23 protein-coding genes and 1 pseudogene are annotated in these 25,585 nt (G+C 73.7%); 9 read left to right on the top strand and 15 right to left on the bottom strand.

Annotated elements, in window-relative coordinates; translation table 11 throughout:
* Positions 1-23 precede the first annotated feature (23 nt).
* Together ACN27A_RS11370 and ACN27A_RS11365 are read right to left on the bottom strand one after the other, a co-directional pair.
* The gene (locus ACN27A_RS11370) at positions 24-419 is read right to left on the bottom strand and encodes a hypothetical protein (RefSeq protein ID WP_421452299.1); all 396 of its coding nucleotides are present in this window, start codon (positions 417-419) and stop codon (positions 24-26) included.
* A 184-nt stretch (positions 420-603) separates the two neighbouring features.
* The gene (locus ACN27A_RS11365) at positions 604-1,548 is read right to left on the bottom strand and encodes a cytochrome c oxidase assembly protein (RefSeq protein WP_421452296.1); all 945 of its coding nucleotides are present in this window, start codon (positions 1,546-1,548) and stop codon (positions 604-606) included.
* A 108-nt stretch (positions 1,549-1,656) separates the two neighbouring features.
* On the opposite strand from ACN27A_RS11365, the gene ACN27A_RS11360 reads away from it, so the two are divergent.
* The 5 genes from ACN27A_RS11360 (at position 1,657) to ACN27A_RS11340 (ending at position 6,802) form a co-directional block, all read left to right on the top strand.
* Entirely contained in the window at positions 1,657-2,256 is a 600-nt protein-coding gene (locus ACN27A_RS11360; RefSeq protein ID WP_132236143.1) for a cytochrome c oxidase subunit 3, read from the top strand.
* Positions 2,257-2,328: 72 nt separating this feature from the next.
* Positions 2,329-3,162: a cytochrome c gene (locus ACN27A_RS11355; RefSeq protein ID WP_421452294.1), complete on the top strand. Its 834-nt coding sequence runs from the start codon at positions 2,329-2,331 to the stop codon at positions 3,160-3,162.
* 67 nt (positions 3,163-3,229) lie between these two features.
* On the top strand, positions 3,230-4,318 hold the full coding sequence (locus ACN27A_RS11350) for a ubiquinol-cytochrome c reductase iron-sulfur subunit (protein ID WP_311411546.1): 1,089 nt from the start codon (positions 3,230-3,232) through the stop codon (positions 4,316-4,318).
* The gene (locus ACN27A_RS11345; protein ID WP_421452291.1) at positions 4,315-5,946 is read left to right on the top strand and encodes a cytochrome b; all 1,632 of its coding nucleotides are present in this window, start codon (positions 4,315-4,317) and stop codon (positions 5,944-5,946) included. Before ACN27A_RS11350 ends, ACN27A_RS11345 begins: the two co-directional genes overlap by 4 nt.
* A 178-nt stretch (positions 5,947-6,124) precedes the next feature.
* A complete protein-coding gene (locus ACN27A_RS11340; RefSeq protein WP_421452288.1) occupies positions 6,125-6,802 on the top strand; it encodes a DUF4142 domain-containing protein in 678 nt (225 codons plus the stop codon).
* Positions 6,803-6,893: 91 nt separating this feature from the next.
* On the opposite strand, the gene ACN27A_RS11335 is transcribed toward ACN27A_RS11340, so the two are convergent.
* The 5 genes from ACN27A_RS11335 to ACN27A_RS11315 form a co-directional block, all read right to left on the bottom strand.
* Positions 6,894-7,181: an Lrp/AsnC family transcriptional regulator gene (locus ACN27A_RS11335; RefSeq protein WP_088999172.1), complete on the bottom strand. Its 288-nt coding sequence runs from the start codon at positions 7,179-7,181 to the stop codon at positions 6,894-6,896.
* A 36-nt stretch (positions 7,182-7,217) separates the two neighbouring features.
* A complete protein-coding gene (locus tag ACN27A_RS11330) occupies positions 7,218-8,096 on the bottom strand; it encodes a nucleotidyltransferase family protein (protein WP_421452285.1) in 879 nt (292 codons plus the stop codon).
* Entirely contained in the window at positions 8,093-8,635 is a 543-nt protein-coding gene (locus tag ACN27A_RS11325) for an NUDIX domain-containing protein (RefSeq protein ID WP_421452283.1), read from the bottom strand. Before ACN27A_RS11325 ends, ACN27A_RS11330 begins: the two co-directional genes overlap by 4 nt.
* Positions 8,636-8,688: 53 nt before the next feature.
* Positions 8,689-10,476 carry a RelA/SpoT family protein gene (locus ACN27A_RS11320; RefSeq protein ID WP_421452281.1) on the bottom strand — a complete coding sequence of 596 codons (1,788 nt, stop codon included), beginning with the start codon at positions 10,474-10,476 and terminating at the stop codon, positions 8,689-8,691.
* 129 nt (positions 10,477-10,605) lie between these two features.
* The gene (locus tag ACN27A_RS11315) at positions 10,606-12,360 is read right to left on the bottom strand and encodes a DEDD exonuclease domain-containing protein (RefSeq protein ID WP_421452278.1); all 1,755 of its coding nucleotides are present in this window, start codon (positions 12,358-12,360) and stop codon (positions 10,606-10,608) included.
* A 304-nt stretch (positions 12,361-12,664) separates the two neighbouring features.
* Between ACN27A_RS11315 and ACN27A_RS11310 the strand changes: the two are divergent.
* Both ACN27A_RS11310 and ACN27A_RS11305 read left to right on the top strand, forming a co-directional pair.
* Positions 12,665-14,056 (top strand): annotated as a pseudogene (locus ACN27A_RS11310) (NYN domain-containing protein); the annotation flags it as partial.
* 144 nt (positions 14,057-14,200) lie between these two features.
* Positions 14,201-14,413 carry a hypothetical protein gene (locus ACN27A_RS11305; protein WP_421452276.1) on the top strand — a complete coding sequence of 71 codons (213 nt, stop codon included), beginning with the start codon at positions 14,201-14,203 and terminating at the stop codon, positions 14,411-14,413.
* A gap of 76 nt (positions 14,414-14,489) precedes the next feature.
* Here the strand turns inward: ACN27A_RS11305 and ACN27A_RS11300 are convergent, their stop codons facing one another.
* From ACN27A_RS11300 to ACN27A_RS11285, 4 genes are all read right to left on the bottom strand, one after another.
* Complete coding sequence (locus tag ACN27A_RS11300) at positions 14,490-15,281, bottom strand: ABC transporter permease (protein ID WP_421452274.1); 792 nt, start codon at positions 15,279-15,281, stop codon at positions 14,490-14,492.
* Positions 15,278-16,234: an ATP-binding cassette domain-containing protein gene (locus ACN27A_RS11295; RefSeq protein WP_421452271.1), complete on the bottom strand. Its 957-nt coding sequence runs from the start codon at positions 16,232-16,234 to the stop codon at positions 15,278-15,280. Before ACN27A_RS11295 ends, ACN27A_RS11300 begins: the two co-directional genes overlap by 4 nt.
* A gap of 79 nt (positions 16,235-16,313) precedes the next feature.
* Positions 16,314-17,159 carry a DUF4097 family beta strand repeat-containing protein gene (locus ACN27A_RS11290; protein WP_421452268.1) on the bottom strand — a complete coding sequence of 282 codons (846 nt, stop codon included), beginning with the start codon at positions 17,157-17,159 and terminating at the stop codon, positions 16,314-16,316.
* Between the two features lie 78 nt (positions 17,160-17,237).
* Entirely contained in the window at positions 17,238-17,753 is a 516-nt protein-coding gene (locus tag ACN27A_RS11285; RefSeq protein ID WP_421452265.1) for a hypothetical protein, read from the bottom strand.
* Positions 17,754-17,989: 236 nt separating this feature from the next.
* On the opposite strand from ACN27A_RS11285, the gene ACN27A_RS11280 reads away from it, so the two are divergent.
* Both ACN27A_RS11280 and ACN27A_RS11275 read left to right on the top strand, forming a co-directional pair.
* Complete coding sequence (locus ACN27A_RS11280) at positions 17,990-19,249, top strand: M48 family metallopeptidase (RefSeq protein WP_421452263.1); 1,260 nt, start codon at positions 17,990-17,992, stop codon at positions 19,247-19,249.
* The gene (locus ACN27A_RS11275) at positions 19,246-20,370 is read left to right on the top strand and encodes a glycosyltransferase family 4 protein (RefSeq protein ID WP_132236171.1); all 1,125 of its coding nucleotides are present in this window, start codon (positions 19,246-19,248) and stop codon (positions 20,368-20,370) included. The genes ACN27A_RS11280 and ACN27A_RS11275 overlap by 4 nt, the downstream gene beginning before the upstream one ends.
* A gap of 58 nt (positions 20,371-20,428) precedes the next feature.
* Here the strand turns inward: ACN27A_RS11275 and ACN27A_RS11270 are convergent, their stop codons facing one another.
* The 4 genes from ACN27A_RS11270 to ACN27A_RS11255 all read right to left on the bottom strand — a co-directional run bounded on the left by ACN27A_RS11270 (position 20,429) and on the right by ACN27A_RS11255 (position 25,573).
* Positions 20,429-22,084 carry a putative bifunctional diguanylate cyclase/phosphodiesterase gene (locus ACN27A_RS11270; protein WP_421458439.1) on the bottom strand — a complete coding sequence of 552 codons (1,656 nt, stop codon included), beginning with the start codon at positions 22,082-22,084 and terminating at the stop codon, positions 20,429-20,431.
* 115 nt (positions 22,085-22,199) lie between these two features.
* Positions 22,200-23,009, bottom strand: a complete 810-nt coding sequence (locus ACN27A_RS11265; RefSeq protein ID WP_421452261.1) for an SAM-dependent methyltransferase — start codon at positions 23,007-23,009, stop codon at positions 22,200-22,202.
* Between the two features lie 193 nt (positions 23,010-23,202).
* Complete coding sequence (locus ACN27A_RS11260; protein ID WP_007072219.1) at positions 23,203-23,871, bottom strand: response regulator transcription factor; 669 nt, start codon at positions 23,869-23,871, stop codon at positions 23,203-23,205.
* A gap of 7 nt (positions 23,872-23,878) precedes the next feature.
* The gene (locus ACN27A_RS11255) at positions 23,879-25,573 is read right to left on the bottom strand and encodes a GAF domain-containing sensor histidine kinase (RefSeq protein WP_393164914.1); all 1,695 of its coding nucleotides are present in this window, start codon (positions 25,571-25,573) and stop codon (positions 23,879-23,881) included.
* Between the last annotated feature and the right edge of the window lie 12 nt (positions 25,574-25,585).

Genomic DNA, 25,585 nt, shown 5'->3' with positions numbered 1-25,585 from the left:
GTGGTGGGCCGGAGCGGGGGACGTCAGGCGGGTGCGTGCGTCCGCAGCAGCTCGGCCACCGTGGTGCCGGTGGTCACCGGGTCGAGCGGGTGCACCAGGGTGGCGTCGACCTCGGCGTACGCCGCGAGCCACCGGTCGGCGGCGCGGGCGATCACCACGCAGGTCGGGGGGGCGTCGGCCCGGTCGTCCTTGATCTGCCGGGCGATGCCGATGCCGCCGCCCGGGCTCGCCTCGCCGTCGAGCACCAGCAGGTCGATCTCGTAGTCGTCGACGAGCCGGACGCACCCGGCGTAGTCGGACGCCTCGACGAACTCGACCCGCAGGCCGGGCGCGGGGCGCGGCCCGACGGCGAGCCGCATCCGGTCGCGGACCTCCGGGTCGTCGCTGTAGAGCAGGACGGTGCAAAGACGATCGCTCATGCCGGCACTCCGCTTCGCTCCGTGCCGTCGTGCGGCACCATCACACTGAGCTTGATGATTCGTTCGCTGCGCGCTCGTCGGTCGGACTGGCTCCCACCTCGTCGCCGCCCGCTGATCGTACCGGTCCGTGTGAGGTGTGCGACGTCCGCCCGGCGGCGGCCCCGGGGCGTACCGGCTGCCCGGCTCAGGCCGTGGACTCCGCGGCGCGCTGACGGGCCTCCTGGCGGTCCAGGTCGCGGTCGACGCGGCGGGCCTCCCGCTCGGCGTGCCGCATCCACTGCACGACCAGCACGGCCAGCATGGTCACGCTGACGAACTCGCCGCCGGCCCAGAGGATGCCGCCGGCGACCACCTGGTCCTGCCACGGGTCCGACCAGGTGAGCCCGAGCGACGGGTACCAGTCGCCCCCGAAGAGCGTGCTGCTCTGCATGATGGTGAGGCCGAGCACGGTGTGGAACGGCACGGAGAGCAGCATCAGCAGCGCCCGCGCCGGGTACGGCCAGCGGCCCCGCAGCGGATCGAGGCCGAGCAGCGGCCAGAAGAACACGCAGCCGGTCATGATGAAGTGCGCGTGCACGACCTCGTGCGCCCACACGTGCTCGAGGGTGTAGCGGTACAGGTCGGTGAAGTAGAGCGCGAACGGGTTCACCACGAAGATGGCGAACGCCACCAGAGGGAAGCTGTAGATCCGGGCGATCCGGCTGTGCACGACCGCCAGCAGGCGCTTGCGCGGTCGCGGCGGCAGGGTGCGCAGGGCCAGCGTCACCGGCGCGCCCAGCGCGAGGAAGATCGGCGAGATCATGGAGAGCACCATGTGCTGGACCATGTGCACCGACAGCAGTGCCGTGTCGTACGCGTGCAGGCCGCTGACGGTGACCGCCGCGATGCCGCCGAGGCCGGGGCCGAGGAAGAAGACCGTCCGGGCGACCGGCCACCGGTCGCCCCGGACCCGCAGCCGGTGCACCCCGTAGAGGTAGACGCCGGCGGCCAGCACCAGGCCGACGGCGAGCCAGCTGTCCAGCTTCGTCTCGGTGAACACCGAGGTCACGGTGAACGGAGGCGGGGTGGCCGCGCTCGCCGCCGGCGCGGCGACGGCGGCTGCGGCGGAGATCGGATCGGCGTGCAGCACGCTTTTCAGCCTAGGTCAGGCGAACCGGACTGCCCCGATCGGGCTGTGGATGCCACGGGTTTGGCCCCCCGCTGATCGGCGGCCCCGGTCAAGGGCAATAATGACCGCGTGACTGCGGCCCCAGCCATTGACAAGAGCCGGATCCACTCCCTGACCCGACCCAACATGGTCAGCGTCGGGACGATCGTGTGGCTCTCCAGCGAACTCATGTTCTTCGCGGCGCTGTTCGCGATGTACTTCTCCATCCGCGCGGCGGCGCCGGAGCAGTGGGCGGAACACACCACGCACCTCAACATCCCCTACGCGACCACCTTCACGGTGATCCTGGTGTTGTCGTCGGTGACCTGCCAGCTCGGTGTCTTCGCCGCGGAGAAGGGTGACGTGCACGCGCTGCGGCGCTGGTTCACGATCACCTTCGTGATGGGCCTGATCTTCGTCCTCGGCCAGCTCAACGAGTACCGCGAGCTGGTGCACGCGGGCATCAAGATCAACGAAGACGGTTACGGGTCGATGTTCTACCTGACCACCGGCTTCCACGGGCTGCACGTGGCCGGCGGTCTGGTCGCCTTCGTCATCTTCATGATCCGCACCACCATGGGCCGGTTCACACCGGCGCAGGCCACGTCGGCGATCGTCGTGTCCTACTACTGGCACTTCGTCGACGTCGTGTGGATCGGGCTCTACGCCATGATCTACTGGCTTCAGTGATCTTGGCGCGTCACGAACCGCGCCGCTGCTCCGTCCCCTGAGACAAGGTCCAACCGGTTAAGGACACAGGTCATGACTTCTGACAACGACCGCCGACGCGGTCTGCTCGCGCGGCTGCGCGAGCGGCCCGCGGCGCGCAGCAGGGGCCGCCGCCGGCTGGGTGCCGCGGTCCGGCTGTTCGCCGCGCTGATGCTGGCCGGCGGCGCCTACACCGTCTTCGCCCCCGGCGTGCAGGCGCAGGACACCCCGCTCACCGGTGCCGCCGCGGAGGGCAAGGCGCTGTTCGACGTGAGCTGTGTGACCTGTCACGGTCGCAACGCGCAGGGCGTCGAGGGGCGCGGGCCGAGCCTGATCGGCGTCGGCGCGGCCTCGGTCGAGTTCCAGGTCGGCTCCGGCCGCATGCCGATGGCCCGGCAGGAGGCCCAGGCCCAGCGCAAGCCTGAGCTCTTCACCGACGAGGAGACCCGCCAGCTCGCCCAGTACGTCCAGGAACTCGGCGGCGGCCCGGTGGTGCCCGACGGTGACGACCTGCACGCCGACGGGAACGTCGCCGCCGGCGGCGAGCTGTTCCGGATCAACTGCGCGCAGTGCCACGCCTTCGGCGGCGGCGGCGGCGCACTGTCCTCCGGCAAGTACGCGCCGAGCCTGCGCCCGGCCACCGACCGGCAGATCTACGCCGCCATGCTGAGCGGCCCGCAGAACATGCCGGTCTTCGGCGACAACCAGATCTCCCCGGACCAGAAGGCGGACCTCATCGCCTACATCCAGGAGACCCTGAAGCACGACCAGGACCCGGGCGGCTTCAACCTCGGTCGGTACGGGCCGTCCACCGAGGGCCTGGCGATCTTCCTGGTGGGCATCGTCGCGCTCGTCTTCGCGAGCCTGTGGATTGCGGGCAAGTCGTGACCGGGCGGCTCATCCGATTCAGTGCCGTGGTGCCGCAGCGCGGCACCGCCCGTAGCGAGGTGACGGCATGACCACGCACACCGAGCACCAGGCCCAGCAGGGCCGGGAGCCGCTCGACGTGAACACCCCCGGGCTCAGCCAGTTCGACATCGTCCGCGAGGGCGCGCGCCGGGACGACATCGAGATCGTCCACTACGAGCCGCAGGTGGCGCCGGGCAGCAAGGCCGAGCGCCGGCTGACCCGCACGGTCGCGTCGTTCTTCCTGCTGACCGGCCTGGCGGCGACCGCGTTCCTGGTGATCTACATCTGGTGGCCGTGGGAGTACTCCCCGGGCAGCGGCGGCGACAAGTGGTACACGCCCCTGCTCGGCGTCACCCTCGGCGTGGCCCTGCTCGGCATCGGCTTCGGCATCCTGACCTGGGGCAAGAAGCTGCTGCCGAAGGAGGTCTCGATCCAGGACCGGCACGAGGGTGCCGTCGCCTCCGACGACCGGATCATCACCGGTCAGACCATGCTCTACATGGCCGACGAACTGGGCGTGAAGCGCCGGCCGCTGCTCGGCATCTCGCTGCTGGCCGGTCTCGCGCCGGTCGGCGCGGTCGCCGCGGCGCCCCTGGTCGGCGGCCTGATCTCCCAGCCGCACAAGAACAACCAGATGTTCACGACCGGGTTCGCCCCGGCCGAGGGCGGTCAGAAGATCCGGCTGGTCCGCGAGGACGGCCGGCCGGTCCGCCCGGCGGACATCAGCACGGGCGGCCAGATCACCGTCTTCCCCGGCATCGACCACGGCGTGAGCAACCTGCACGCGGACTCGCCGACCCTGCTGATCCACCTGCGGGACTCCGACGCGCAGGAGTCGCGCCGGGCCAACGAGCGGGTCGGGCACGGCGACTACATGTGGGGCAACTACGCCGCCTACTCGAAGATCTGCACGCACGCCGGCTGCCCGGCGAGCCTGTACGAGCAGCAGACCAACCGCCTGCTCTGCCCGTGCCACCAGTCGCAGTTCCTGATCACCGACAACGCCCGGCCCATCTTCGGCCCGGCCAGCCGACGGCTGCCGCAGCTGCCGATCGAGGTGGACTCCGAGGGCTACTTCGTGGCCAAGTCCGACTACACCGAGACCGTCGGGCCCGACTTCTGGGAGCGGCCGTGAAGCGGCGCAAGTTTGACAAGGCAGCAGTGCCGGGGAACGTCGCCCGGGGAGTGGACGACCGCTTCCAGGTGGCCACCCCGCTGCGCCGGCTGCTGAACAAGGTCTTCCCGGACCACTGGTCGTTCCTGCTCGGCGAGATCGCGCTGTTCTCGTTCGTCGTCCTGCTGCTGACCGGTGTCTTCCTGACCTTCTTCTACGAGCCGGCGATGACCGAGGTCGTCTACAACGGCAGCTACGCCCCGCTGCGGGGCACGCCGATGTCGGCCGCGTACGCCTCCAGCCTGGACATCTCGTTCGACGTCCGCGGTGGCCTGATCATGCGGCAGATGCACCACTGGTCGGCGCTGCTGTTCATGGCCGCCATCGTGGTGCACATGCTCCGGGTCTTCTTCACCGGCGCGTTCCGCAAGCCGCGCGAGACCAACTGGATCATCGGCTCGCTGCTGTTCTGGGTCGGCTTCCTCGCCGGCTTCACCGGCTACTCGCTGCCGGACGACGGCCTCTCCGGCACCGGCCTGCGGATCGCCTCGGCGATCATGCTCTCCATCCCGGTGATCGGCTCCTGGGTCACCTCGTCTGTCTTCGGCGGGGAGTTCCCGGGCACGATCATCATCAGCCGGTTCTACATCGCCCACGTGCTGCTCGTCCCGGGCCTGCTGCTCGCGCTGATCGGCGCCCACCTGGGCCTGGTCTTCAAGCAGAAGCACACCCAGTGGCCCGGTCCCGGCCGGACCAACGGCAACGTGGTCGGCGAGCGGATGTTCCCCCGCTACGCGATCAAGCAGGGCGGCTTCTTCATGGTCGTCTTCGGCGTGATCGCGCTGATGGGCGGCCTGTTCCAGATCAACCCGATCTGGCTGTTCGGCCCGTACGAGGCGTGGGTGGTCTCGGCCGCCAGCCAGCCCGACTGGTACGTCATGTTCCTCGACGGCTCGACCCGCCTGATGCCCGCCTGGGAGATCAACATCCCGATCGGCGACGGGTACGTGATCCCGCCGCTGTTCTGGCCGACGGTCGTGCTGCCGGGCATCCTGGTCGGCCTGTCGACGCTCTACCCGTTCCTGGAGGCCCGGCGCCTCAAGGACACCAGGAGCCACAACCTGCTCCAGCGTCCCCGGGACGTGCCGGCCCGGACCGGCCTGGGCGCCATGGCGCTGGCGTTCTTCGTGGTGCTGACCCTCTCCGGCGCCAACGACGTCATCGCCGACAAGTTCCAGATCAGCCTGAACGCGATGACCTGGGCCGGCCGCATCGGCCTGCTGGTGCTGCCGCCGCTGGCGTACTACGTCACCTACCGGATCTGCCTGGGCCTCCAGCAGCACGACCGGGAGGTGCTCGCCCACGGTGTCGAGACCGGCATCATCCGGCGCCTGCCGGACGGCCGGTTCGAAGAGGTGCACCAGCCGCTCGCGGCTGCCGACGGGCACGGCGACGGTCACGGCGCGCTGCCGTACGCCGGCTGGGTCGTGCCGAAGAAGATGAACCGGCTCGGCGCCCTCGGCCCGGCCATCCGGGGCTTCTTCTACCCGATCGAGAAGCCGGCCGAGGCGCCGGTCTCGCCGGGGCACCCGCCGGTCGAGCCCCGACCGGAGCGGGAGGAGATCGGCAGCGGCGAGAGCCGCCGCTGACCCCGCGACACCTCGACGTGGCGCCCACCGGAGTCCTCCGGCGGGCGCCACGTCCGTTTCCGTCCCCCGACGGTCCGACACGGGCGTGTCGGTCGGTCGCCTCCCCGACGGGGGATCGCAGGAATAACCCCGGTCAGCCGGGTATCCGTGCGATCCAACGTCTCAAGGGGGGGGAAGCATGTTGGGTATCAAACGCCTCGGCCTGCTGGCCGCGCTGGTGCTGGTGGGGATCGCGCCGGCCGCGGCGGCACAGGCCGCAGTGCAGCCGTCGCAGCAGGACACCCAGTACCTGCAGGCCGTGCACCAGGTGAACCTGTTCGAGATCACCGCAGGTGACCTGGCCCAGCAGAAGGGCCAGAGCCAGGGGGTCAAGGACCTGGGCCAGCGGTTCAAGACCGACCACACCCAGGTCGACCAGTCGGTGCAGGAGGTGGCCAACCAGCTCGGCGTCGAACTGCCGGCTGAGCCCACCGCCGACCAGCAGGCCGTCATCGACCAGCTGAACAACGCCAGCGGCGAGGAGTTCGACCGGCTCTGGGTGACCAGCGAGCTGGCCGGCCACGTCCAGGCCATCCAGGCCACCCAGACGGAGATCTCGCAGGGCTCCGAGCAGTCGGTGGTCCAGCTGGCCCAGACCGCCCTGCCGATCCTGCAGGCGCACTACGACGCCCTGGTGCAGCTGGCCGAACAGCTGGGCATCCCGGTGCCGCAGACCAGCGCCAGCGGCACCCCGAGCCCGGGCGGCACGACGCCGGCTCCGGGTGGCACCACCGAGTCGCCGGCTCCGGGTGGCACCACCACCGAGTCGCCGGCTCCGGGCGGCACCGAGCAGGTGCCGGCTCCCACGCAGAGCTGACGCCCGCGCACCACGGCGGCCGGTCCATCCTCCCGGGTGGGCCGGCCGTCCGGCGTACGCGCCGGGCCGCGTCGCCCGCCCGGCGTCCGGATCAGTCGGCGTTCGCCAGGCCGATCGCGAAGGCCTCCTCCAGATCGTGCTGGGAGTACGCCCGGAAGGCGATGTGCGACTCGGTGTTGAGCACCCCGGGCACCTTGGAGATGCTGCCGGCGATCACCTGGGCGATCTGCTCGAACTCCCGGACCCGGACCATCGCGATCAGGTCGACGTGGCCCGCCACCGAGTAGACCTCGCTGACGCCGGGCAGGTTGGCCAGGTTCTCGGCCACCTCGGGGATCGAGTCGGTGGCGCAGTCGATCAGCACGATCGCGGTGATCACGGGACATTTCTCCGTTCGTCGGCGTCGTCGCCCATGCTAGAGGCTTCCCCGGCCCGGCGACGGCGGTGTGCTGGGGACGGTGAGGGCGGTGCCGGCGCGTACGGCGTCGCGCAGGTGCTCGCCGGGGCCGACGGTGGCGCCGGGCCAGACGACCGCCCGTTCCACGTCGCCGTGCACGACGGCGCCCGCGCCGACCACCGCCGAGCGGCAGCGGCCCGTCACCGTGGCCGTCGGGTCCACCAGGTTGCCGCCGCCGGCCGCGTGCAGGTTGGCCGCCAGGTAGTCGGCCGGGGTACCGGTGTCGTAGAAGGTGCCGGGGTACGGCACGACGGTCAGCGCGCCGGCCGCCTCCGCCGGCCGCCAGAGCGCCCGGACGAGGTCGCCGAACCCGACCGGCAGCTCCCGCACCAGCCGCCACGGCAGCAACGAGAAGCCGGTGAAGACGTGGCCGTCGAAGGTGCCCGGCGCCGCCGGGTCAGGGGCGGGCTGGCCGAGCAGGCGTACGGAGTCGCCGTCCCAGTCGTGCAGCAGCGCGGCGATGTCGGGGCCCGGGGGGCGGGCCGGGTCGGCGAGGTAGGCGTCGGCGTTGCCGACCAGCACCCCGCGCCCGGCGATCCAGTCCCGCAGGTTCGCCACGCCGCCGGCGGTGCCGAGCGGGTCGCCCGGCTCGACCGAGAGGTGGGCGCGGTCCCCGACATGCTCGACGACCTGGTCGCCGAGGTAGCAGGCGTTGACGGCGACCCGGCCGGGCCCGACCAGGCCGAGCCCGGCCAGCCGGTGCAGCGCCCGGTCGAGCAGCGGCACGTTGCCGACCGGGCAGAGGGCCTTGGGCAGCCGCTCGGTCAGCGGCCGCAGCCGGGTGCCCTCGCCAGCGGCGAGCACCACCGCGCAGACCTCGGCCGGGGCTGCGGTCACGGCTTCTTGTCGGGCACCGGGGGCGGGAACTGCCCGGCCAGCGGCCCGATGTCGTAGTACGCGAGCAGCCGGGCCGTCGGCCAGGTCAGCTTGGGCAGGTCGTCCAGCGGGTGCCAGGCGGCCTCGTAGACCTCGGCCCCGTCGACCTTCAACTCGGTGCGCGACGCCGGCACCTCGGCGGTGAACACGACGTCCACCCAGCCCTTGGCGTGCACCACGGCGTTCGGCACGGCGGGGCTCAGTTGCCGGGGCGACAGCCGGATGCCGGACTCCTCGTGCAGCTCCCGGGCGGCGCCCACCACCGGCGCCTCGCCCTTCTGCAACAGGCCGGCCGGCAGGCCCCAGCCCCGGCCGGGCGGCTGACGCAGCAGCAGCAGCCGGCCCGCGCCCTCCGCCTCGCTGTCCCGGACGAGGGTGACCGCGCCGACGATGTACTTCGGCACGGCCAGCCGGACCAGGCGGCGGCGTACCGGCAGTGGCAGCCGGTAGAAGACCTGGTAGGCGACGGCTCGACCGGTGGCGCGCGAGCGGGGGATCATGCGTCCAGGCTAGTGGCCGCGAGGAGCGTTCGGACCACCCGGGCCCGGGGCGGTCACTGCCGGTGGTCCACCAGGTCGATGAGCTGGCGTACGACCGTGTCCGGTTCGATCACCCGGTCGAAGACCGCGACCAGCAGCGTCTCCAGGTCGGGGTAGCCCAACTCCTCCGACAGCCGCAGCAGCGGCAGGTCGCTGGCGAGGCCCCGGTCGTGCTTGCGCAGGGCCAGCCCGATGGTGGCCCGGCCGAGGCGGACCTTGTCGGTGATGGAGATGCCGGGCTCGGTGTGCTCGGCGAACCACCGGCTGATCTGCATCTGCGCCTGCGGCGACTTGACGAAGCCGAGCCACTCCCGGCGGGGGCCACGCGGGGCGACGTCGGCGTCGAAGCCGTTCGCCGCGTCGGTCTCGGTGAAGATCTCCACCACGTCGCCCTCGTCCAGTTCGGAGGAGAGCGGGGCCAGCCGGCCGTTGATCCGCGCCGCGAGGCAGTGGTCGCCCCGCTCGGTGGCCAACTCGTACGCGAGGTCCACCGGGGTCGCCCCGGCGGGCAGCACGACCTGTCGCCCGTCGGCGAAGACCTGGATCTGCGCCTCGGCGAGGTCGCAGCGCAGCGATTCGAGGAACTGGGCCGGGTCGGCCGCGTCCTGCTCCCAGTCGAGCACCCGGCGCAGCCAGTCGAGCTGCTCGGCCCGGGCCGTGCCGCCGCCGGAGCGCGGGAAACGGAAGTCGGCGGCGACCCCGTACTCCGCCGAGCGGTGCATCTCCACGGTGCGGATCAGCACCTCCACAGTGCGGTTCCTGGGCCCGCAGACGGTGGTGTGCAGCGAGCGGTAGAGGTTGTTCTTGGGGGAGGCGATGAAGTCCTTGAACCGGCCGGGGACCGGCCGCCACACCCCGTGGACCGCGCCGAGCGCCGCGTAGCAGTCGGTCGCCGGGCCGTCCACCACGATCACGATGCGGGGCAGGTCGAAGGGGGCGCTGTGGCCGCCGGCCACGGTGTCCTTCCAGATCGAGTAGAGGTGCCGGGAGCGGGGGGTCACCGCCGCGTCCACCCGGCTGCGGCGCAGGGCCGACTTCGCCCGGGTGACCACCTCGTCGAGGTACGCGTCCCAGCCGGGTCGGTCGTGCACGTGCCGGGCGATCCGGGCGTGCTCGTCGGGCTCCAGGTGCAGCAGCACCACGTCGTCGAGCTCGCGCTTGAGCGTCTGGATGCCGAGCCGGTCGCAGAGCGGGACCAGCACCTCCTGCGTCTTGCGGGCGATCCGCTCCCGGGACGCCGCGGACCGGACGCCCAGGGTGCGCATGTTGTGCAGCCGGTCGGCCAACTTGATGATCAGGACCCGGACGTCCTTGCCGGCCGCGATGATCATCTTGCGGATCGTCTCGGCCTCGGCGGCCTTGCCGTAGAAGGCCTTGTCGAACTTGGTCACCCCGTCGACCAGGTGGGCCACCTCCGGCCCGAAGTCCTCGGCGAGCGCCTGGAGGGTGTAGCGGGTGTCCTCCACGGTGTCGTGCAGCAGCGCGGCGACCAGGGTGATGGCGTCCATGCCGATCTCGGCGCAGATCTGGGCCACCGCCAGCGGGTGCGTGATGTAGGGCTCACCGCTCTTGCGGAACTGCCCGCGGTGCATGTTCTCCGCGATGGTGTAGGCCCGGCGCAGCACGGAGGGCTCGGTGCCGGGATGGATCGTCCGGTGGGTCCGGACGAGGTGGCTGACCGGGTCGGTGTCGGCGGTGGGCCAGCTCAGCAGCGACCGGAGCCGGCGGGCCAGTGGCAGCTCGCCCGCCTGGGTCGGAAGGGCGCCCCCCAGGGCGGCGCCGTGTCCGGCGTCGACGTCCACGTGGGACACCTCCTCACCCCGGCTCCACGGCCGCCAGAACCCGGCAACCGGGAGCAGGCCCACGAAACGGGCAGGACTGCACTTCTCTAACAGCCTAAGGGAGTGGAGGTAGTCCGATCGGTCACTTGGTCATGGGCGTTCGGTCGAGCTTTGGTGGGAAGCGGCGTTCTCGGCCTTGCGCAGCAGGTCACGGAAGCGGGCCGCACCGGCCACGGGGGACGCCCAGCCGGACGACATCTCCACCAGCCTGGTCTCCGGTCGCTCCAACCAGGACAGGATGCGTTCGGTCTCCTCGGCCGAGGCGCGCGGGACCGGGCCGTGGCCGGGCGGGACGGTCTCGGCGGTCGCCCGGATCGCGGCGATCGTCGGTCGGGGGTGGACGCCGGGGGGTGAGACCCCCGCCCCCGCCAGCCGGCCGTGCCGCACCAGCGCCAGCTCCCAGCCGCCGCGGGCCGCCGGACGCGCGGCGGCCAGCTCGGCGATCCCGGTCAACGCCGTCAGCCGTTGCATCCGCACGGTCGCCCGCAGCACCGCCGCCAGCCGGGACCGGGCCACCGCCGCCTCCTCGTAGCGCTGGGCGTCCGAGAGCGTGTCGATCCGGGCGAGCAGGGCGTCGACCACCCGCTGCGGGTCGCTGGCGGTGGCGGTGCGGAACGGCGCCACCGCGCGGGCGTCGTACTCCTCGGGGGAGATCCGGTGCTCGCAGGGCGCCGGGCAGCGACCCAGCTCGGCCAGCGCGCAGGCCGGCGTGACCGTACGCAGCGAGAGCCGGTGGGTGCACTGGCGCAGCGGCACGGCGTCGTGGAAGCCGGCGGCGGCCAGCTCCGCCGCCCGACGGGAGCTGAACGGACCGAGGTAGGCGGCGTCGCCCGGGGAGATGGCCCGGACCACCGACAGCCGGGGGTACGGCCCGTCGGTCAGCTTCAGCCAGAGCACCCGCTCCGGGAACTTCGACCGCCGGTTGTACGGCGGGGCGTGCGCCCCGATCAGCCGCAGCTCGCGGACCTCCGCCTCCAGCGAGTGGGCGCACTCCACCGCCTCCACCCGCTCCGCGGCGGCGAGCATCTCGGAGATCCGGGCCCGCTTCTCCGCCGCCGTGAAGTAGCTGCGCACCCGGGTGGCGATGTCGCCGGAGGTGCCGACGTAGAGCGGCCGGTCGTCGGCGGCCCGGAAGATGTAGACCCCCGGCGCCTTGGGCAGGCCCTCGGCCAGGTGCCGCTTGCGCCGCTGGGTGGGGGTGACCGCCCGGGCGAACTCGATGGCGTCGCCGACGGTGTCGACCCGGTGCCCGCCCAGGCGGGCGATCAGCCCGTGCAGCACGTCGACTGTGGCCTTGGCGTCGTCGAGCGCCCGGTGGGTCGGCTGGGTGGCGGTGCGGAAGTAGGCCGCGAGGGTGCCGAGCTTGCGGTTGGGCACCTCGTCGCGGGTGAGCACCCGGCGGGCCAGCGCGGCGGTGTCGAGCACCCGCGGGTTGGGCCAGCGGTAGCCGTGCTTCGCGCACGCGGCCTTGAGGAAGCCCACGTCGTAGGGGGCGTTGTGGGCGACCAGCACGGCGTCGGTGATGAACTCCAGCAAGCTCGGCAGCACCTGCTCGATCGGCGGGGCCGGCACCAGCATGGCCTGGGTGATGCCGGTGAGCACGGTGATGAACGGGGGGATGGGCACGCCGGGGTTGACCAGGGTGGCCAGCACGCCCAGCTCCTCGCCGCCGCGCACCTTGACCGCGCCGATCTCGGTGATCCCGCCGCCGTCCGGCGCGCCGCCGGTGGTCTCCAGGTCGACCACCACGAACGTCGTCGCGTACAGCGGCAGCGCCGGGTCGACCCCGCCCGCGCCGGGGTCGAAACCGGCCAGCGGCTCCTGGACGTACTCGGTCTGTGCCATCGGCGGCACGCTAACGGTCCGGTCCGACACTCCCGTCCCAACGGCATCAGACGTCACCACCGGTCTAGGATGAGAGATCGGCTCACTCACCGGGCGGTGGGCCCGGTCGCGGTGGGAGACTTGCCACATGCCCCTCACCGAGCCGCACGACGACCACCTCCGGCAGGAGGATCCGGTCGACGCTGCGCGCGACCCCGGTGAGGGCGTCCCCGCCGGGACCACCCCGCCCTCCGAGGCGTCTGCTTCGGCATTCGAGGCTGAGGCGTCCGATTTTGCAGCGCCCGAGTCTGCGGCGTCCGAGTCTGCGGCGCTTGCGCCTGAGGCGTCTGCTTCGACCGAGCCTGAGACTTCTGAGCCTGAGGCTGACGAGCTTGAGGCGGCGGCGCCCGAGCCGGAGCCCGTGCTGCCGGAGGCGGTCAGGCAGCGCATCGTGGCGCTCACCGCGACGGTGCTGCCCGGCCTGCCCGCCGACGAGGTGCCGGTCCCGCTGCGCCGGGTCGCCAAGTTCGCCCCCAACCGCCGGGCCCGGCTCGGCGCCCCGGCCATCGCCGCCCAGCTCACCGCGGACCCGCTGTTCCGCCAACGGATCACCGCCCGGGTCCTCGCCGACACCGGCGACCTGGGCGCCGCCGTGCTGGAGGGCACCGCGCCGGCCGCCGCCGACCCGGTCGAGGTGGCCGCGTTGGCCTACCTGGCCCGCCCCCGGGGCTGGCGAAAGCTGATCGAGGCCAGCGGCGCGGCGGTCCGCGCCGAGGCCGACAGCGCGGTGGTCGCCGAGCTGGTCCGCGAGGCCGAGCAGCGGGCCACCCGTGCCGAGCACGACCGGGCGGTGGCCCGGGTCGAGGCGGAGAAGCTCCGCGACGAGCTGGCCCGGGTCCGCGAGGAGCTCGGCCAGCTGCGCGAGGAGAGCCGGCAGCTGACCCGGTCGCTGCGCGAGACGCAGGCCCGCGAGCGCAAGGCCACCGAGCTGCTCGCCACCGAGCGGGGGCGGGCCGCCCGCGCGACGGCGGACGCCGACGCCGAGCTGCGCCGGGTGCGGGCCCGGCTGGCCGAGGCGGAGGCGGCGGCGGGGGTCGCCCGGGCCAGCGCCAAGGAGGCCCGCTCGGTCGACGACGCCCGGCTCTGGCTGCTGCTGGAGACCATCGGGCAGGCCGCCGTCGGGCTGCGCCGCGAGCTGGCACTCGATCCGGTCGACAAGCTGCCCGCGGACTTCGTCGCCGACGCCTTCGCCGACCAGACCGCCGCCCCGGCGGCCGGCGCCGCGACGCGCGCCCGGGACACCGACGACCCCGCCCGCCTCGACCAGCTGCTCGCCCTGCCCCGGGCGCACCTCGTCGTCGACGGCTACAACGTGACCAAGCGCGGCTTCGGCGAGATGTCCCTGGAACAGCAGCGCAAGCGGCTGATCACCGGCCTGGGCGGGATCGCCGCGCAGACCGGCGACGAGGTCACGGTGGTCTTCGACGGCGCCGAACGGATGCACGGGCTGCCGCCGGCGCCGCGCGGCGTACGGGTGCTCTTCTCCCGCAAGGGGGAGACCGCCGACGAGCTGATCCGGCGCCTGGTCCGCGCCGAGCCGCCGGGACGGCCGGTGGTCGTGGTCTCCTCCGACCGGGAGGTCGCCGACGGCGTACGCCGGCACGGGGCGTACCCGCTCGGCGCCGACTCGCTGCTGCGCCGCCTGGCCCGTTCCTGATCGGGGTGCTTGATCGCTTTCGGGCCGTCCGCGACCGGTTGTCCCTTTTCTGTCGTACCCCCTGCCTACCGTCGTGGTGACCGACGGTGCTCGGGTGGCGACGGTGACGCCGCGCCCGGTCACCGCAGCGCATCAGGAGGCGAGATGCTCATCGACTGCGCGGGGTGCGGTATCCGGGGGACCGGCTGCGGCGACTGCCTGGTGACCGCCCTGCTCGACGATTCGTCCCCGACCGCCGGGCTGGACGGCGCGGAGGCCCGGGCGATCGAGGTGTTCGCCCGGGCCGGGTTCGAGGTGGAGGTCCTGCCCGCACCCGGGCCGGCCGGGCGGCGCACCCGACGCCGCCGCGTCGCGTGACGGGCCACGGCCGGCGCCCCGACGACGCCCGTTCCCCGGGCCGGTGGCTCGGGGAACGGGCGTCGGAGGACGACGGTCAGCGGGACGGGTCCCGGTTGAACAGCTTCTTCGACCAGAGATAGCCGACCAGCGCGATGGCGGCGCACCAGGCCGCCGCGAGCGCGGCGTTCGTCCCCACCGGCCCGCCGGTCAACAGGCCGCGCAGGGTCTCGATGATGGGGGTGAAGGGCTGATACTCGGCGAACTGCCGCAGCCCGTCGGGCATCGAGTCGGTGGGCACGAACCCGCTGCCGATGAAGGGCAGGTAGGTCAGCGGCATGGGGAGGTTGCTCGCCGTCTCGACGCTCTTGGAGACCAGCCCCAGCGCGACCGAGAGCCAGACGAAGGCGAAGGCGGTCATGACCAGCACGCCGGCGGCCGCCAGCCAGGCCAGCGGGCCCGTGGTGGGCCGGAATCCGATCAGCAGGGCGACCCCGGTGACCATGGCCAGGCCGAGCATGCTCTGTGCCAGGCTGGCCAGCACGTGGCCGGTCAGCACCGACGCCCGGGCGATCGCCATGGTCCGGAAGCGGGCGATGATGCCCTCGGTCATGTCCATCGCGACCGACACCGCCGTCCCGGTGGCCGCCAGGCCGGCGGTCATCAGCAGGATCCCCGGGGTCACGTAGTTGACGTAGTCGCCCCGGTCGCCCGCACCGCCGCCCAGCCCGGCGCCGAGGGTGCCGCCGAAGACGTAGACGAACAACAGCAGCAGCATGACGGGCATGCCGACGAGCAGCACCGTCATCGACGGGTAGCGCACCCAGCGGCGCAGGTTGCGGCGCAGCATCGTGCCGGAGTCGCGGACGGCGTACGTCATGGTGCTCATCGCGGGGTTCCCACCTTCTCGGGCTGGCCGGTGAGGGCCAGGAAGACGTCGTCGAGATCGGGCGTGTGCACGGACAGCGACTCCACGGCGATCGACTCGCTGTCCAGCAGGTCGAGCAGCTTCCGTAGCGACCGGACACCGCCGTCGCCGGGCACGTGCAGGGTGAGCTCGGCGGCGTCGCGGGACTGCCCGGGCAGCACCCGGACGGCCGTGTCGAACGCGGCCCGATCGGCGAAACGCAGGCTGACGTGCCCGCCGGGGACGAGTCGCTTGAGTTCCGCCGGGCTGCCCTCGGCCACCAGGCGGCCGTGGTCGAGCACGGCGATGCGGTCGGCGAGCTGGTCCGCCTCCTCCAGGTACTGGGTGGTGAGGAGGATGGTGACGCCGTCCGCCACCAGGTCCCGGACGATCTGCCACATGGCCTGCCGGCTGCGCGGGTCGAGCCCCGTGGTGGGCTCGTCGAGGAAGACGACGCGGGGGCGGCCGACCAGACCCATGGCCAGGTCGAGTCGCCGGCGCATCCCGCCGGAGTAGCTGCCGGCGGGCTTGCCGGCCGCCTCGACCAGGTCGAACATCCTGAGCAGGCCCCGCGCGCGCTGCCGTCCCTCGGCCCGGGGCAGGTGGTGCAGGTCGGCCATGAGCCGCAGGTTCTCCTCGCCGGTGAGCAGTCCGTCGACGGCGGAGAACTGGCCGGTCACGCCGATCGCGGCGCGTACCGCGTCGGGCTTCCGGGCGACGTCGTGGCCGGCCACCCACGCCTCGCCGGAGTCGGCGCCGATCAGGGTGGACAGGATCTGCACGGTGGTGGTCTTGCCGGCGCCGTTGGGGCCGAGCAGGGCGAAGATCGTCCCTGCGGCGACGGTGAGGTCGATCCCGTCGAGCACCACGTGATCGCCGAAGGACTTCCGGAGGCCGGTGACCGTGATGGCCGCCGGGGCCGAGCTGGGTGGCATGTCTTCTCCTTCACGCCGGCCGTCGGGCCGGTCGGGGCGGGCCGGCCGTCGGGGCCGGCCGGGCGGGCGGAGCGGTGGTTCAGCAGCGGCGGATCACGATGTCGCCGAAGGAGGTCCGGGCGGTCACCCGCACGGCGCCCTCGGGCTCGCCGGGCGGTTCGTACGCCTCGAGGTGGTTGTCCACGCGGCCGAACTGGGTGTGCAGGTCGAGCAGGGCGGCGGTGCCGGAGCGGACGCCGATGTCGAGCCCGCCGGTGGCGGTGCGGACAGACACCGTGCCCGCCGAGACCTCGCCGATGCGGATGTCGCCGTTGGCGGCCGTGGCGGTGACCGGACCGTGCGCGCGGTCCACGGTGGTCTCGCCGTTGGCGGTCTTTACCCGCACCTCGCCGGTGACCGTGCCGAGCCAGCTGTCGCCGTTGGAGTTCTTGACAACGGCGTCGCCGTCGACCCGCTGCACCTGGATCCGCCCTGATCCGGTGCTGATCCGGGCCGCACCAGCCACCTGCCCGACGCGGACGCCGCCGGCCGAGGTGTCGAGGTCGACGTCGGCGGTCTGCTCCAGCTGGATGTCGCCGGTCGCGATCCGGACCCGGCAGCTGCCGAGCCGGCCGCTGCCGCGGAACGCCGCCACGGAGGCGTCACCGTGCAGGTGCGAGCCGGTGGGCAACCCGATCGTCACGTCGACCGAGCCGGGCTTGCCGAACAACCCGAACCCGCGCTGCCGGGGCGACCTGACGACGAGCCGGCCGTCGGCGTACTCCACCCGGGTCTGTTCGGCGGCCCGTACGTCGGCTTCGCTGGCGGCGTTGCTCGGGCGGACCTCGACGTGGGTGTCGGTGCGGTCGGTAGCGGTGAGCTGGACGTCACCGACGACGAGGTCGACGGTGGCCGAGATGGGGGTCGGGGTGTCGAACGTGGGCACGGGCGTGGTCCCTTCTGGCGGGTGGACGTCCCGGAGCGGGACGGATGGTCGGCGGCGTGCGGCGGACCGGCGGGCGGTTCAGCGGGCCCAGCCGGTGTAGCGCTCCCCGCTGAACGGGGCGCGTCGCTGCGGCTGCCGGCCCGCTCCGCTGGACGCCACGGCGGCCGTGGCCGCCCGGACCAGCCAGGCGTTGACCGAGAGGCCGTCGCGGGCGGCCGCCTCCTCGATGCGGCTCTTCAGGTGTTCGGAGAGGCGGAAGCTGATCCGCGAGGTGGCGCCCTCCTCGGCGTCCGCCGCCGAAGGGACGGCCGGCTCGGGGGCCGCGGTCTCGCCCGGCAACTCCGGGCCGGCCGGTGGTGGCGTCACGACGAAGCTCGGCTCCCGCCCACGCAGGCGCAGCTCGACCGACCCCGGGGCCAGGTCGCGGGTGATCTCGGCCGCCGCCGCGGTCAGCGCGTCCAGGAGCGCCAGCCGGAGCGCCGAGTCGAGCGGCCCCGCCAGTCGCTCGGCGAGTGCGCGGGCCTCGTCGCCGCCGAGTTCGGCGACGCCGGCCAGTTCCTGCCGGAGGTTGTCGACATACGACGTCAAATCCATGACGTCACTATGGCATCAAGATGACGCCATGGCAAGTCATAATGACTTCGGATGGCGTCATGGTGGCAACCGGTGACGCCAGTGGGGGCGTTTCGGCCGCTGGGACCGGGCGTGCCGGGCCGCGCGGGCGGCGGCGCGGCGGGCAATAGGATGGGCGGTCACGGCGGAGGGAGCGGCGGCATGACGCAGGTACGGATGCGCACTGCTCGCGACGACGCGGCGCCAGGACGGCTGCGGTGACCCCGCGCGGCTGGGCGCTGCTCACCCTCGCCGGGCTGACCCTCGCCCTCCTCGTCGCGGCGGCGCTGCTGATCCCGTGGCACCGGCCGCCGGCCCCCCGGGCCGACCAGCTCGCCGCGCTGGGCGACCTCCCCGCCGAGCAGGTGGCCCGCAGCCGGGAGTTCCGCTCGGCGCTGCGCCCCGCCGGCTGGGCCGCCATCGCGATCGGCCTGCTGGTGGCCCTGCTGCTCGGCCTGACCCCGCTGGGCAGCCGGCTCGTCGAGCTGGCCGGGCGCCCGTTCGGCGACCACTGGGCCGCCCAGGCCGTCCTCGGCGGGCTGGCCGTGGTGCTCGTCGCCGACCTGGTGACCCTCCCGTTCGCCGCCTGGCGGCAGGGCGTGCTCACCCGCTACGGACTGAGCACCAACGGCTGGGGCGGCTGGACCGTCGACCTGCTCAAGTCGTACGCGGTCAGCGCCGTCATCGGGGCGGTGGCGCTGCTCGGCTTCTACACCGTCGTCCGGCTGTCGCCGCGCTGGTGGTGGGCGTTCGGCGCGGCCGGCGCGGCGACCCTGGTGGTGCTGCTCTCCTTCGTGCTGCCGGTGCTGGTGGAGCCGGTCTTCAACAGGTTCACCCCGATGGAACAGGGCCCGCTGCGCACCGAGCTGACGCAGCTGGCGGCCCGGGACGGGGTCCCGGTGCGCGACGTGCTGGTCGCCGACGCCTCGCGCCGCACCCGGGCCGTCAACGCGTACGTCTCCGGGCTCGGGCCGACCCGGCGGGTGGTGGTCTACGACACGCTGCTGCGCGAGGCGACGCCAGCCGAGGTGACCGCCGTGGTGGCCCACGAACTGGGGCACGCCAAGGACCGGGACGTCGCGGTCGGCACGCTGACCGGGGCGCTGGGCGCCGCTGCCGCGGTGGTCGCGCTCTACCTGCTCGGCTCCGCCGGCCCGCTGCTGCGGCTGGCGGGCGTCGACTCGGTCGCCCAGCCGCGCGCGTTCCCCCTGCTGGTCGCCCTGGTGACGGTGGCCGGGCTGGTCTCCGCACCGGCGCAGGCGCTGATGTCGCGGCGGGTGGAGGCGCGCGCCGACGCGCACGCGCTCGCGTTGACCGGCGACCCGGCCGCCTTCGAGGCGATGCAGCGGCGGCTCGCCGGCATCAACCTCGCCGACCCCGATCCGCCACGCTGGGAATACCTCTACTCCGCCACGCACCCGTCCACGGTCGAGCGGATGGCCGCCGCCCGCGCCCACGCCAGGGAGGCCGGCCGATGAGCCGTACGCTGCTGATCACCAACGACTTCCCGCCGCGCCCCGGCGGGATCCAGTCCTTCGTGCACAACCTCGCGGTGCGCCAGCCCGCCGGGTCGGTGGTCGTCTACGCCTCGACGTGGCGGGGCGCGGAGAAGTTCGACGCCGACCAGCCGTTCGAGGTGGTCCGGGACCGCACCCGGGTGCTGCTGCCCACGCCGCTCGTGGCCCGCCGGGCGGCCCGCCTGGCGCGCGCGTACGACTGCGACACGGTGTGGTTCGGCGCGGCGGCCCCCCTCGGGCTGCTCGCCGCGGGCCTGCGCCGCCGGACGGGCATCCGTCGGGCGGTGGCGCTGACCCACGGGCACGAGGTCGGCTGGGCCGCGCTGCCGGCCGCCCGGGCCGCGTTGCGGCGGATCGGGCGCGGCGTCGACGTGACGACCTACCTGGGCGAGTACACCCGGGTGCGGCTGGAGCGGGCGCTGCACGGGGTGACCGAGCTGCACCGGCTCGCCCCCGGGGTGGACGTGGACGCCTACCACCCGTCGGTCGACGGCGAACCGGTCCGGCTCCGGCTCGGGCTGGCCGACCGCCCGGTGGTGGTCTGCGTGTCCCGGCTGGTGCCGCGCAAGGGGCAGGACATGCTGATCCGGGCGATGCCCGAGATCCGCCGCCGGGTGCCCGACGCCGCGCTGCTCGTGGTCGGGGGCGGGCCCTACCGGGCCACGCTGGAGAAGCTGGCCCGCCAGACGGGCGTCGACCGGGACGTGGTCTTCACCGGCTCGGTGCCGTCGGCCGAGCTGCCGGCCCACTACGCCGCCGGCGACGTCTACGCCATGCCCTGCCGCACCCGCAACCGGGGCCTGGACGTCGAGGGGCTCGGGATCGTCTACCTGGAGGCCTCCGCGACCGGCCTGCCGGTGGTCGCCGGCGACTCCGGTGGCGCGCCGGACGCGGTCCGCGAGGGCGAGACCGGTTTCGTGGTCCGTGGCCGCGACGTCGCCCAGCTCGCCGACCGGGTGGCCACGCTGCTCGCCGACCGGGACCTGGCCCGCCAGTTCGGCGCGGCCGGTCGCGCGTGGGTGGAGCGGGAGTGGCGCTGGGAGGCGCAGGCGCAGCGGATGGCCGCCCTGCTCGCCGGCTGACGGCGCCGCGGTCTCAGCGGCAGCGTCCCACCTGGCCCGCGCGGCGGACGGGTGACCGTCAGCGCAGGCGGGCCAGGACGCGCTCGGCGGAGCCCGGGCGGCCGAAGTGCCAGCCCTGGCCGGCGTCGCAGTCGATCGCCCGCAGCCGCTCCGCCTGCCCGGCCGTCTCCACGCCCTCGGCGGTGACGGTCAGGTCCAGCGCGTGCGCCAGCGAGACGAGCGAGGCGAGGATCCGCTCGTCGGCCCGGGCCTCCGGCGCCCGCAGCCCGGCCACGAACTCCCCGGCCACCTTCAGCTCGGTCACCGGCAGGTCCCGCAGGTACGCCAGGTTGCAGTAGCCGGTGCCGAAGTCGTCGATGGCGATCCGGACGCCGAGGTCGGCGAGCACCCGCAGGGCCCGGACCGGCTCCTCGGCGGTGCTCATCATGGTGCTCTCGGTGATCTCCAACTGGAGCCGATCCGGCGACAGCCCGGTGTGCCGCAGCAGCGCGCGCACCTCCTGGACCAGGCCGGCGCGGCGCACCTGCCGCACCGCCAGGTTGACGCTGACGAAGGGGGCCGGCCCGGTGCCGACGGCCCAGCTCTCGGCCTGCCGGCACGCCTCGGCCAGCACCCACCCGCCGAGCGGGACGATCAGCCCGGTCTCCTCGGCCAGCCCGATGAAGCTGTCGGGCCGCAGGACGCCCAGCTCGGGGTGCCGCCAGCGCACCAGGGCCTCCATCCCGAGGACCCGGCCGTCGCGCAGCGAGGTCAGCGGCTGGAAGTCGAGGTAGAACTCGCCCCGCTCCAGCGCCGCGGGGATGGCCGCGGAGAGCGCGTACCGGGCCAGGTCCTGACGGTCCCGGTCGGCGTCGTAGAGCGCCCAGCGGGCGCCACCGGCGGCCTTCGCCCAGTGCAGCGTGCTGTCGGCCGCCCGCATCAGGTCACCGGGGGAGGTGCCGGCGACCTCCCGCTCGACGATGCCGATGCTCGCCGAAACGCTCAGCTCGTGCCCGTCCACCAGCACCGGCTCGCGTACCGCCGCGAGGGCGGCCTCGGCGACGGCGACGGCGTCGTCGGTGCCGGTGGTGCCCTCGACCAGGACGACGAACTCGTCCCCGCCGAGCCGCGCGACCAGATGCCCGTCGAGGGCCAGGCGGAGCCGGTCCGCCACGGCCACCAGCAGCCCGTCGCCGACCTGGTGCCCGTGCGAGTCGTTGACCACCTTGAAGCGGTCGAGGTCGAGGAAGCAGACGCCGAGGCGCGCCGAGCCCCCGGCGGGCGAGTCGATGGCCGCGCTGAGGCGCTCCGTCAACAGCGTGCGGTTGGGCAGGTCGGTCAGCGGGTCGTGGGTGGCCTGGTGGCGGAAGCGCGCCTCGCTGCTGCGCAACGCCCGCTCGGCCTCCGCCCGGGCGGTCATCGCGGCCCGGCGGATCGTCTCCTGCTCGTCCAGCGTCCGGTCCCGCATGGCGCGGGCGTAACCGGTGGTCACGGCGGCCAGCAGCCGGGCCAGCCGGTCCTCGACCTCCTCCTCGACCAGGCCGAGGTCGCGGGCCAGCCGGAGCTGGACGACCTCGACCGTACGACCCAGCGCCTCGGCCGAGGCGATGTGGGCGGCCACCAGTTCGGTGCCCACCCGGTGGCCGACCCGCAGGTCGATCGGCTCGGCCAGCAGCGCCGCCGCGAGTTCCTCGGTGAGGCGTTGCAGCAGCGCCTCCAGCTGGGCCTGGGTCATCGGCAGGTAACTGGTGCCGGAGACGGCCTTGGCCCACGCCCGGGCGAAGGTCCCCGGGCGGGACGGGTGCCGCACGGTGGTGCCGGTCGGGGCGACGGTGGTCGCCCCGGGCGGCTCAGCCACCGAGTCGCCCGACGCCGCCGATGAAGGCCGCCCGCTCGGCGTCCTCGGCGCTGTCGGGGGAATCCGGGCGCCACTGCGGCACCCAGACCACGCCGGGGTCGACCAGCTCGAAGCCGTCGAAGAGGGCGGTGAGTTCGCCGCGGCTGCGGATCCACAGCGGATTGTCGGTCCGCCGGTAGACCCGTTCGGCGTCGGCCCGCTCGTCGTCGCCACGGCCGTCGGCGCTGGCCTGCGAGAGCACCAGGTAGCTGCCCGGCGCCAGCGCCTCGCGCAGCGTCCGCAGCAGCTCGGCCGGCCGGTCGTCGTCGGGCACGAAGTGCAGCACCGCCACGATCATCACGGCGATCGGCTGGTCGAAGTCGAGCAGCCGGCGGACGTCGGGGTGGGCGACGATGCGCTCGGGACGGCGCAGGTCCTCCTGCACCACCACGGCACGGTCGTTGCCCTCCAGGATCTCCCGGCTGTGGGCCACCGCCACCGGGTCCACGTCGACGTAGACCACCCGGGCGTCGGGGGCGTCGCGCTGGGCGATCTCGTGCACGTTGCCGACGGTCGGGATGCCCGAGCCGACGTCCAGGAACTGCCGGACGCCGGCGTCGAGGAGGAACTGCACCGCCCGGCGGAGGAACGCCCGGTTCGCCTGCGCCATCAGCGGCGCCTCCGGCACCGCCGCCACCATCGCCTGGGCCGCCACCCGGTCGACCGCGAAGTTGTGCGAGCCGCCGAGGTAGTAGTCGTACATGCGGGCCACGCTGGGGCGTTCGATGTCGATCTCGTCGGGTGCCCAGTCCGGCCGCTGCATGCGTTCACCCCTCCTGTCGGTGTGCGGGACACCGTTGCCCGCGCCGGTATTCTGCCGGCTCACCGCCCGGGAGACCATAGCGCGCCGCGAACCCTTCGGCGCCGCCGCGCGATGCGACGACGACGGGTCCGCGCCGCCCTTCGGCGGTCGCGGACCCGTCGGTGGTACGTCGTCGGGCTCCCGGCGGGAGCGGTCAGAACTTCGGGGCGTCCGGCGCCTCGAGCAGACCGAGCCGCAGCGCGGTCATCAGCGCCTGGGCCCGGTTCGCCGCGCCCAGCTTCTCGTAGAGCTTCGAGATGTGGGTCTTGGCGGTGGACTCGCTGACGAAGAGCTGCTTGGCGATGCCCGCCACGCTCATCCCGTCGGCGAGCAGCCGCAGCACCTGCCCCTCGCGCGGGGAGAGCTGCGGCCCGGACGGGGCCAGCCGGCGCTTCATCGCCTCGGCCAGGTCGGCGGCCGTGAAGGCGCTGGGGGAGGAGGCGGCGTGCCGGGCGGCGGCGACCACCTCGTCCGCCGGCGCGGTCTTGGGCACGAAGGCGCTGGCACCGGCCTCCAGGGCACCGAAGAGCTGGTCGTCGCCGGCGTACATGGTGAGCACGACGATGCCCATCGAGGCGCTCGACTTGCGCAGCGCCCGGGTGGCCTCCAGGCCGCTGCCGTCGGGCAGCCGCAGGTCCATGATCACCACGTCCGGCTGCAGCGCACCCGCCTGGCGCACCCCTTCCGCCGCCGTGGCGGCCTCCCCGACGACCTCGAACTGCCGGTCGCGCTCGAACGCGTGCCGCAGGCCCTTGCGGATCAGGTCGTGATCGTCGACAAGGAGGACCTTGGTACGGGTGGCCGGTGTCGGACTTGTGGTCATCCTCGGGTTACTCCCCTTCTACTGCCGCTGCGCTACCGCGCACGTTATCGCGCCGGGGCGAGGAGCCGAGCACCACCGCCACGGTCGTGCCGCTCGGTTGCCGCGGCCTGATCTCCAACCGGCCCCGGATACGTTCCGCCCTCTCGGCCATGATCGCAAGACCGTAGTGGCCGTCGGACCGCTGGTCAGCGATCCCCTGACCGTCATCCGACACTTCGATCTGCGCGTACGGGGGGTCGACCTCACAGGTGACCCAGAGATTCGAGGCCCCCGCGTGCTTGCGCGCGTTGGTGACCGCCTCCTGGGCGATGCGCAGCAACTCGGCCTCGGTGGCGGCGGGCAGCCGCGCGGTGGACTCGTCCAGGGACAGGTGCACCCGCAGCCCGCCGGAGGCGCCGACCGTGCGGGCGTACTCGGCGATCGCGGCGGCCAGCCCGCCGTGCCGGTCCACCTCGCTGCGCAGCTCGAAGAGGCTCAGCCGCAGCTCGGTGATCACCCGGGTCACCTCGCCGCGCAGCGTGCGCAGCGCCTCGGCGGTCTCCTGCGGGTCCTCGTCGACGTACGCCAGGGCGTTGTCGATGCCGTAGCCGACCATCACCAGTTCCTGCGCCACCCCGTCGTGGATCTCGCGGGCCAGCCGCTGCCGCTCCTCGTTGGTCGCCAGCGAACGGACCTCGTCGAAGAGCAGCGCGGCCTCCAGCCGCAGGGCGGCCGGGCGGGTCAGCCCGGTCACCCGGGACACCACGCCGGGCGGGTACGCCTGCGCCGCGTCCGCCTCCAGCACCACCAGCCCGACGGTGCGCACCCCGGCCACCAGCGGCACGATCAGGGCGGACACGTCGCCGCCGCGGTGCGACCGGGCCTGCGAGCGGGCGGCGGTGTGCGGCTGCTGGCTGGCCCACGCGTCGGCGATGGCCGAGTCCGCATCCAGCGTCGTCTCCCAGTCGACCCGCTCCACGCCCACCTGGGCGAGCACCACCAGCCGGCCGCCGCCGCTGGCCGACAGCACGGCCGCCCGGTCCGCCCGGGCCACGGTGCGCAGCTCCTCCAGCAGGTGCTCGGAGATGCCGCCCGGGTCCAGGGTGGCCCCGGGCAGCTGCCGGGCCACGGTACGCAGCTGGGTGAGCAACCGGGTCGCCTCGGCGTACGGCTGCGGCTTGCCCTCGTTGCGGACCTGCATGACCCGGTGCAGGCCGCTGGCGGCGGCGAGGCCGAGCCCGGCCAGGATCAGCCACTGGGCGCAGATCACCAGGTAGCCGAGTTCGCCGATCTGCCGCTGGCCGTCGGTCTCGGTGAGGGCACCCGCCACCAGCAGGGTGGCCGCCGCGACGGCCAGCAGGGCGACGCCCTCGCGGAACCGGCGGCGCAGCGCGGTGACGGTCACCGGGACCGCCAGGTAGGGCAGCACCGCCGAGGCGCCCAGCCCGCCGACGTCCCCGCCGACGGTGGCCACGGCGGCGACCTGGCTCGCGGCCAGCCCCAGCACCAGCACCTCGGCCACCCGGCTGAGCGGGCCGACGGGCCGGTGTTCGGGCGCCAGCAGGGCGGGCAGGCCGGCGACCGCCAGCAGCGCGATCCACCAGAGCTGGCCGGGGTCGTGCGTGGCGTACAGGGTCAGGACGGCGACGAGCGCCAGCATGACCACGCGCGCGGCGGCGGCGAGGGGATGCGGCTGGGGCCGGGGGGGCGTCGAGGCGGGCACGTGACGGATCGT

It is taken from the genome of Micromonospora sp. WMMD737 (genome assembly GCF_049179055.1).
GTDB classification, from domain to species: domain Bacteria; phylum Actinomycetota; class Actinomycetes; order Mycobacteriales; family Micromonosporaceae; genus Micromonospora; species Micromonospora reichwaldensis.
The sequence above is the reverse complement of the archived record's forward strand: the minus strand, read 5'-3'. Positions and strand labels throughout refer to the sequence as shown.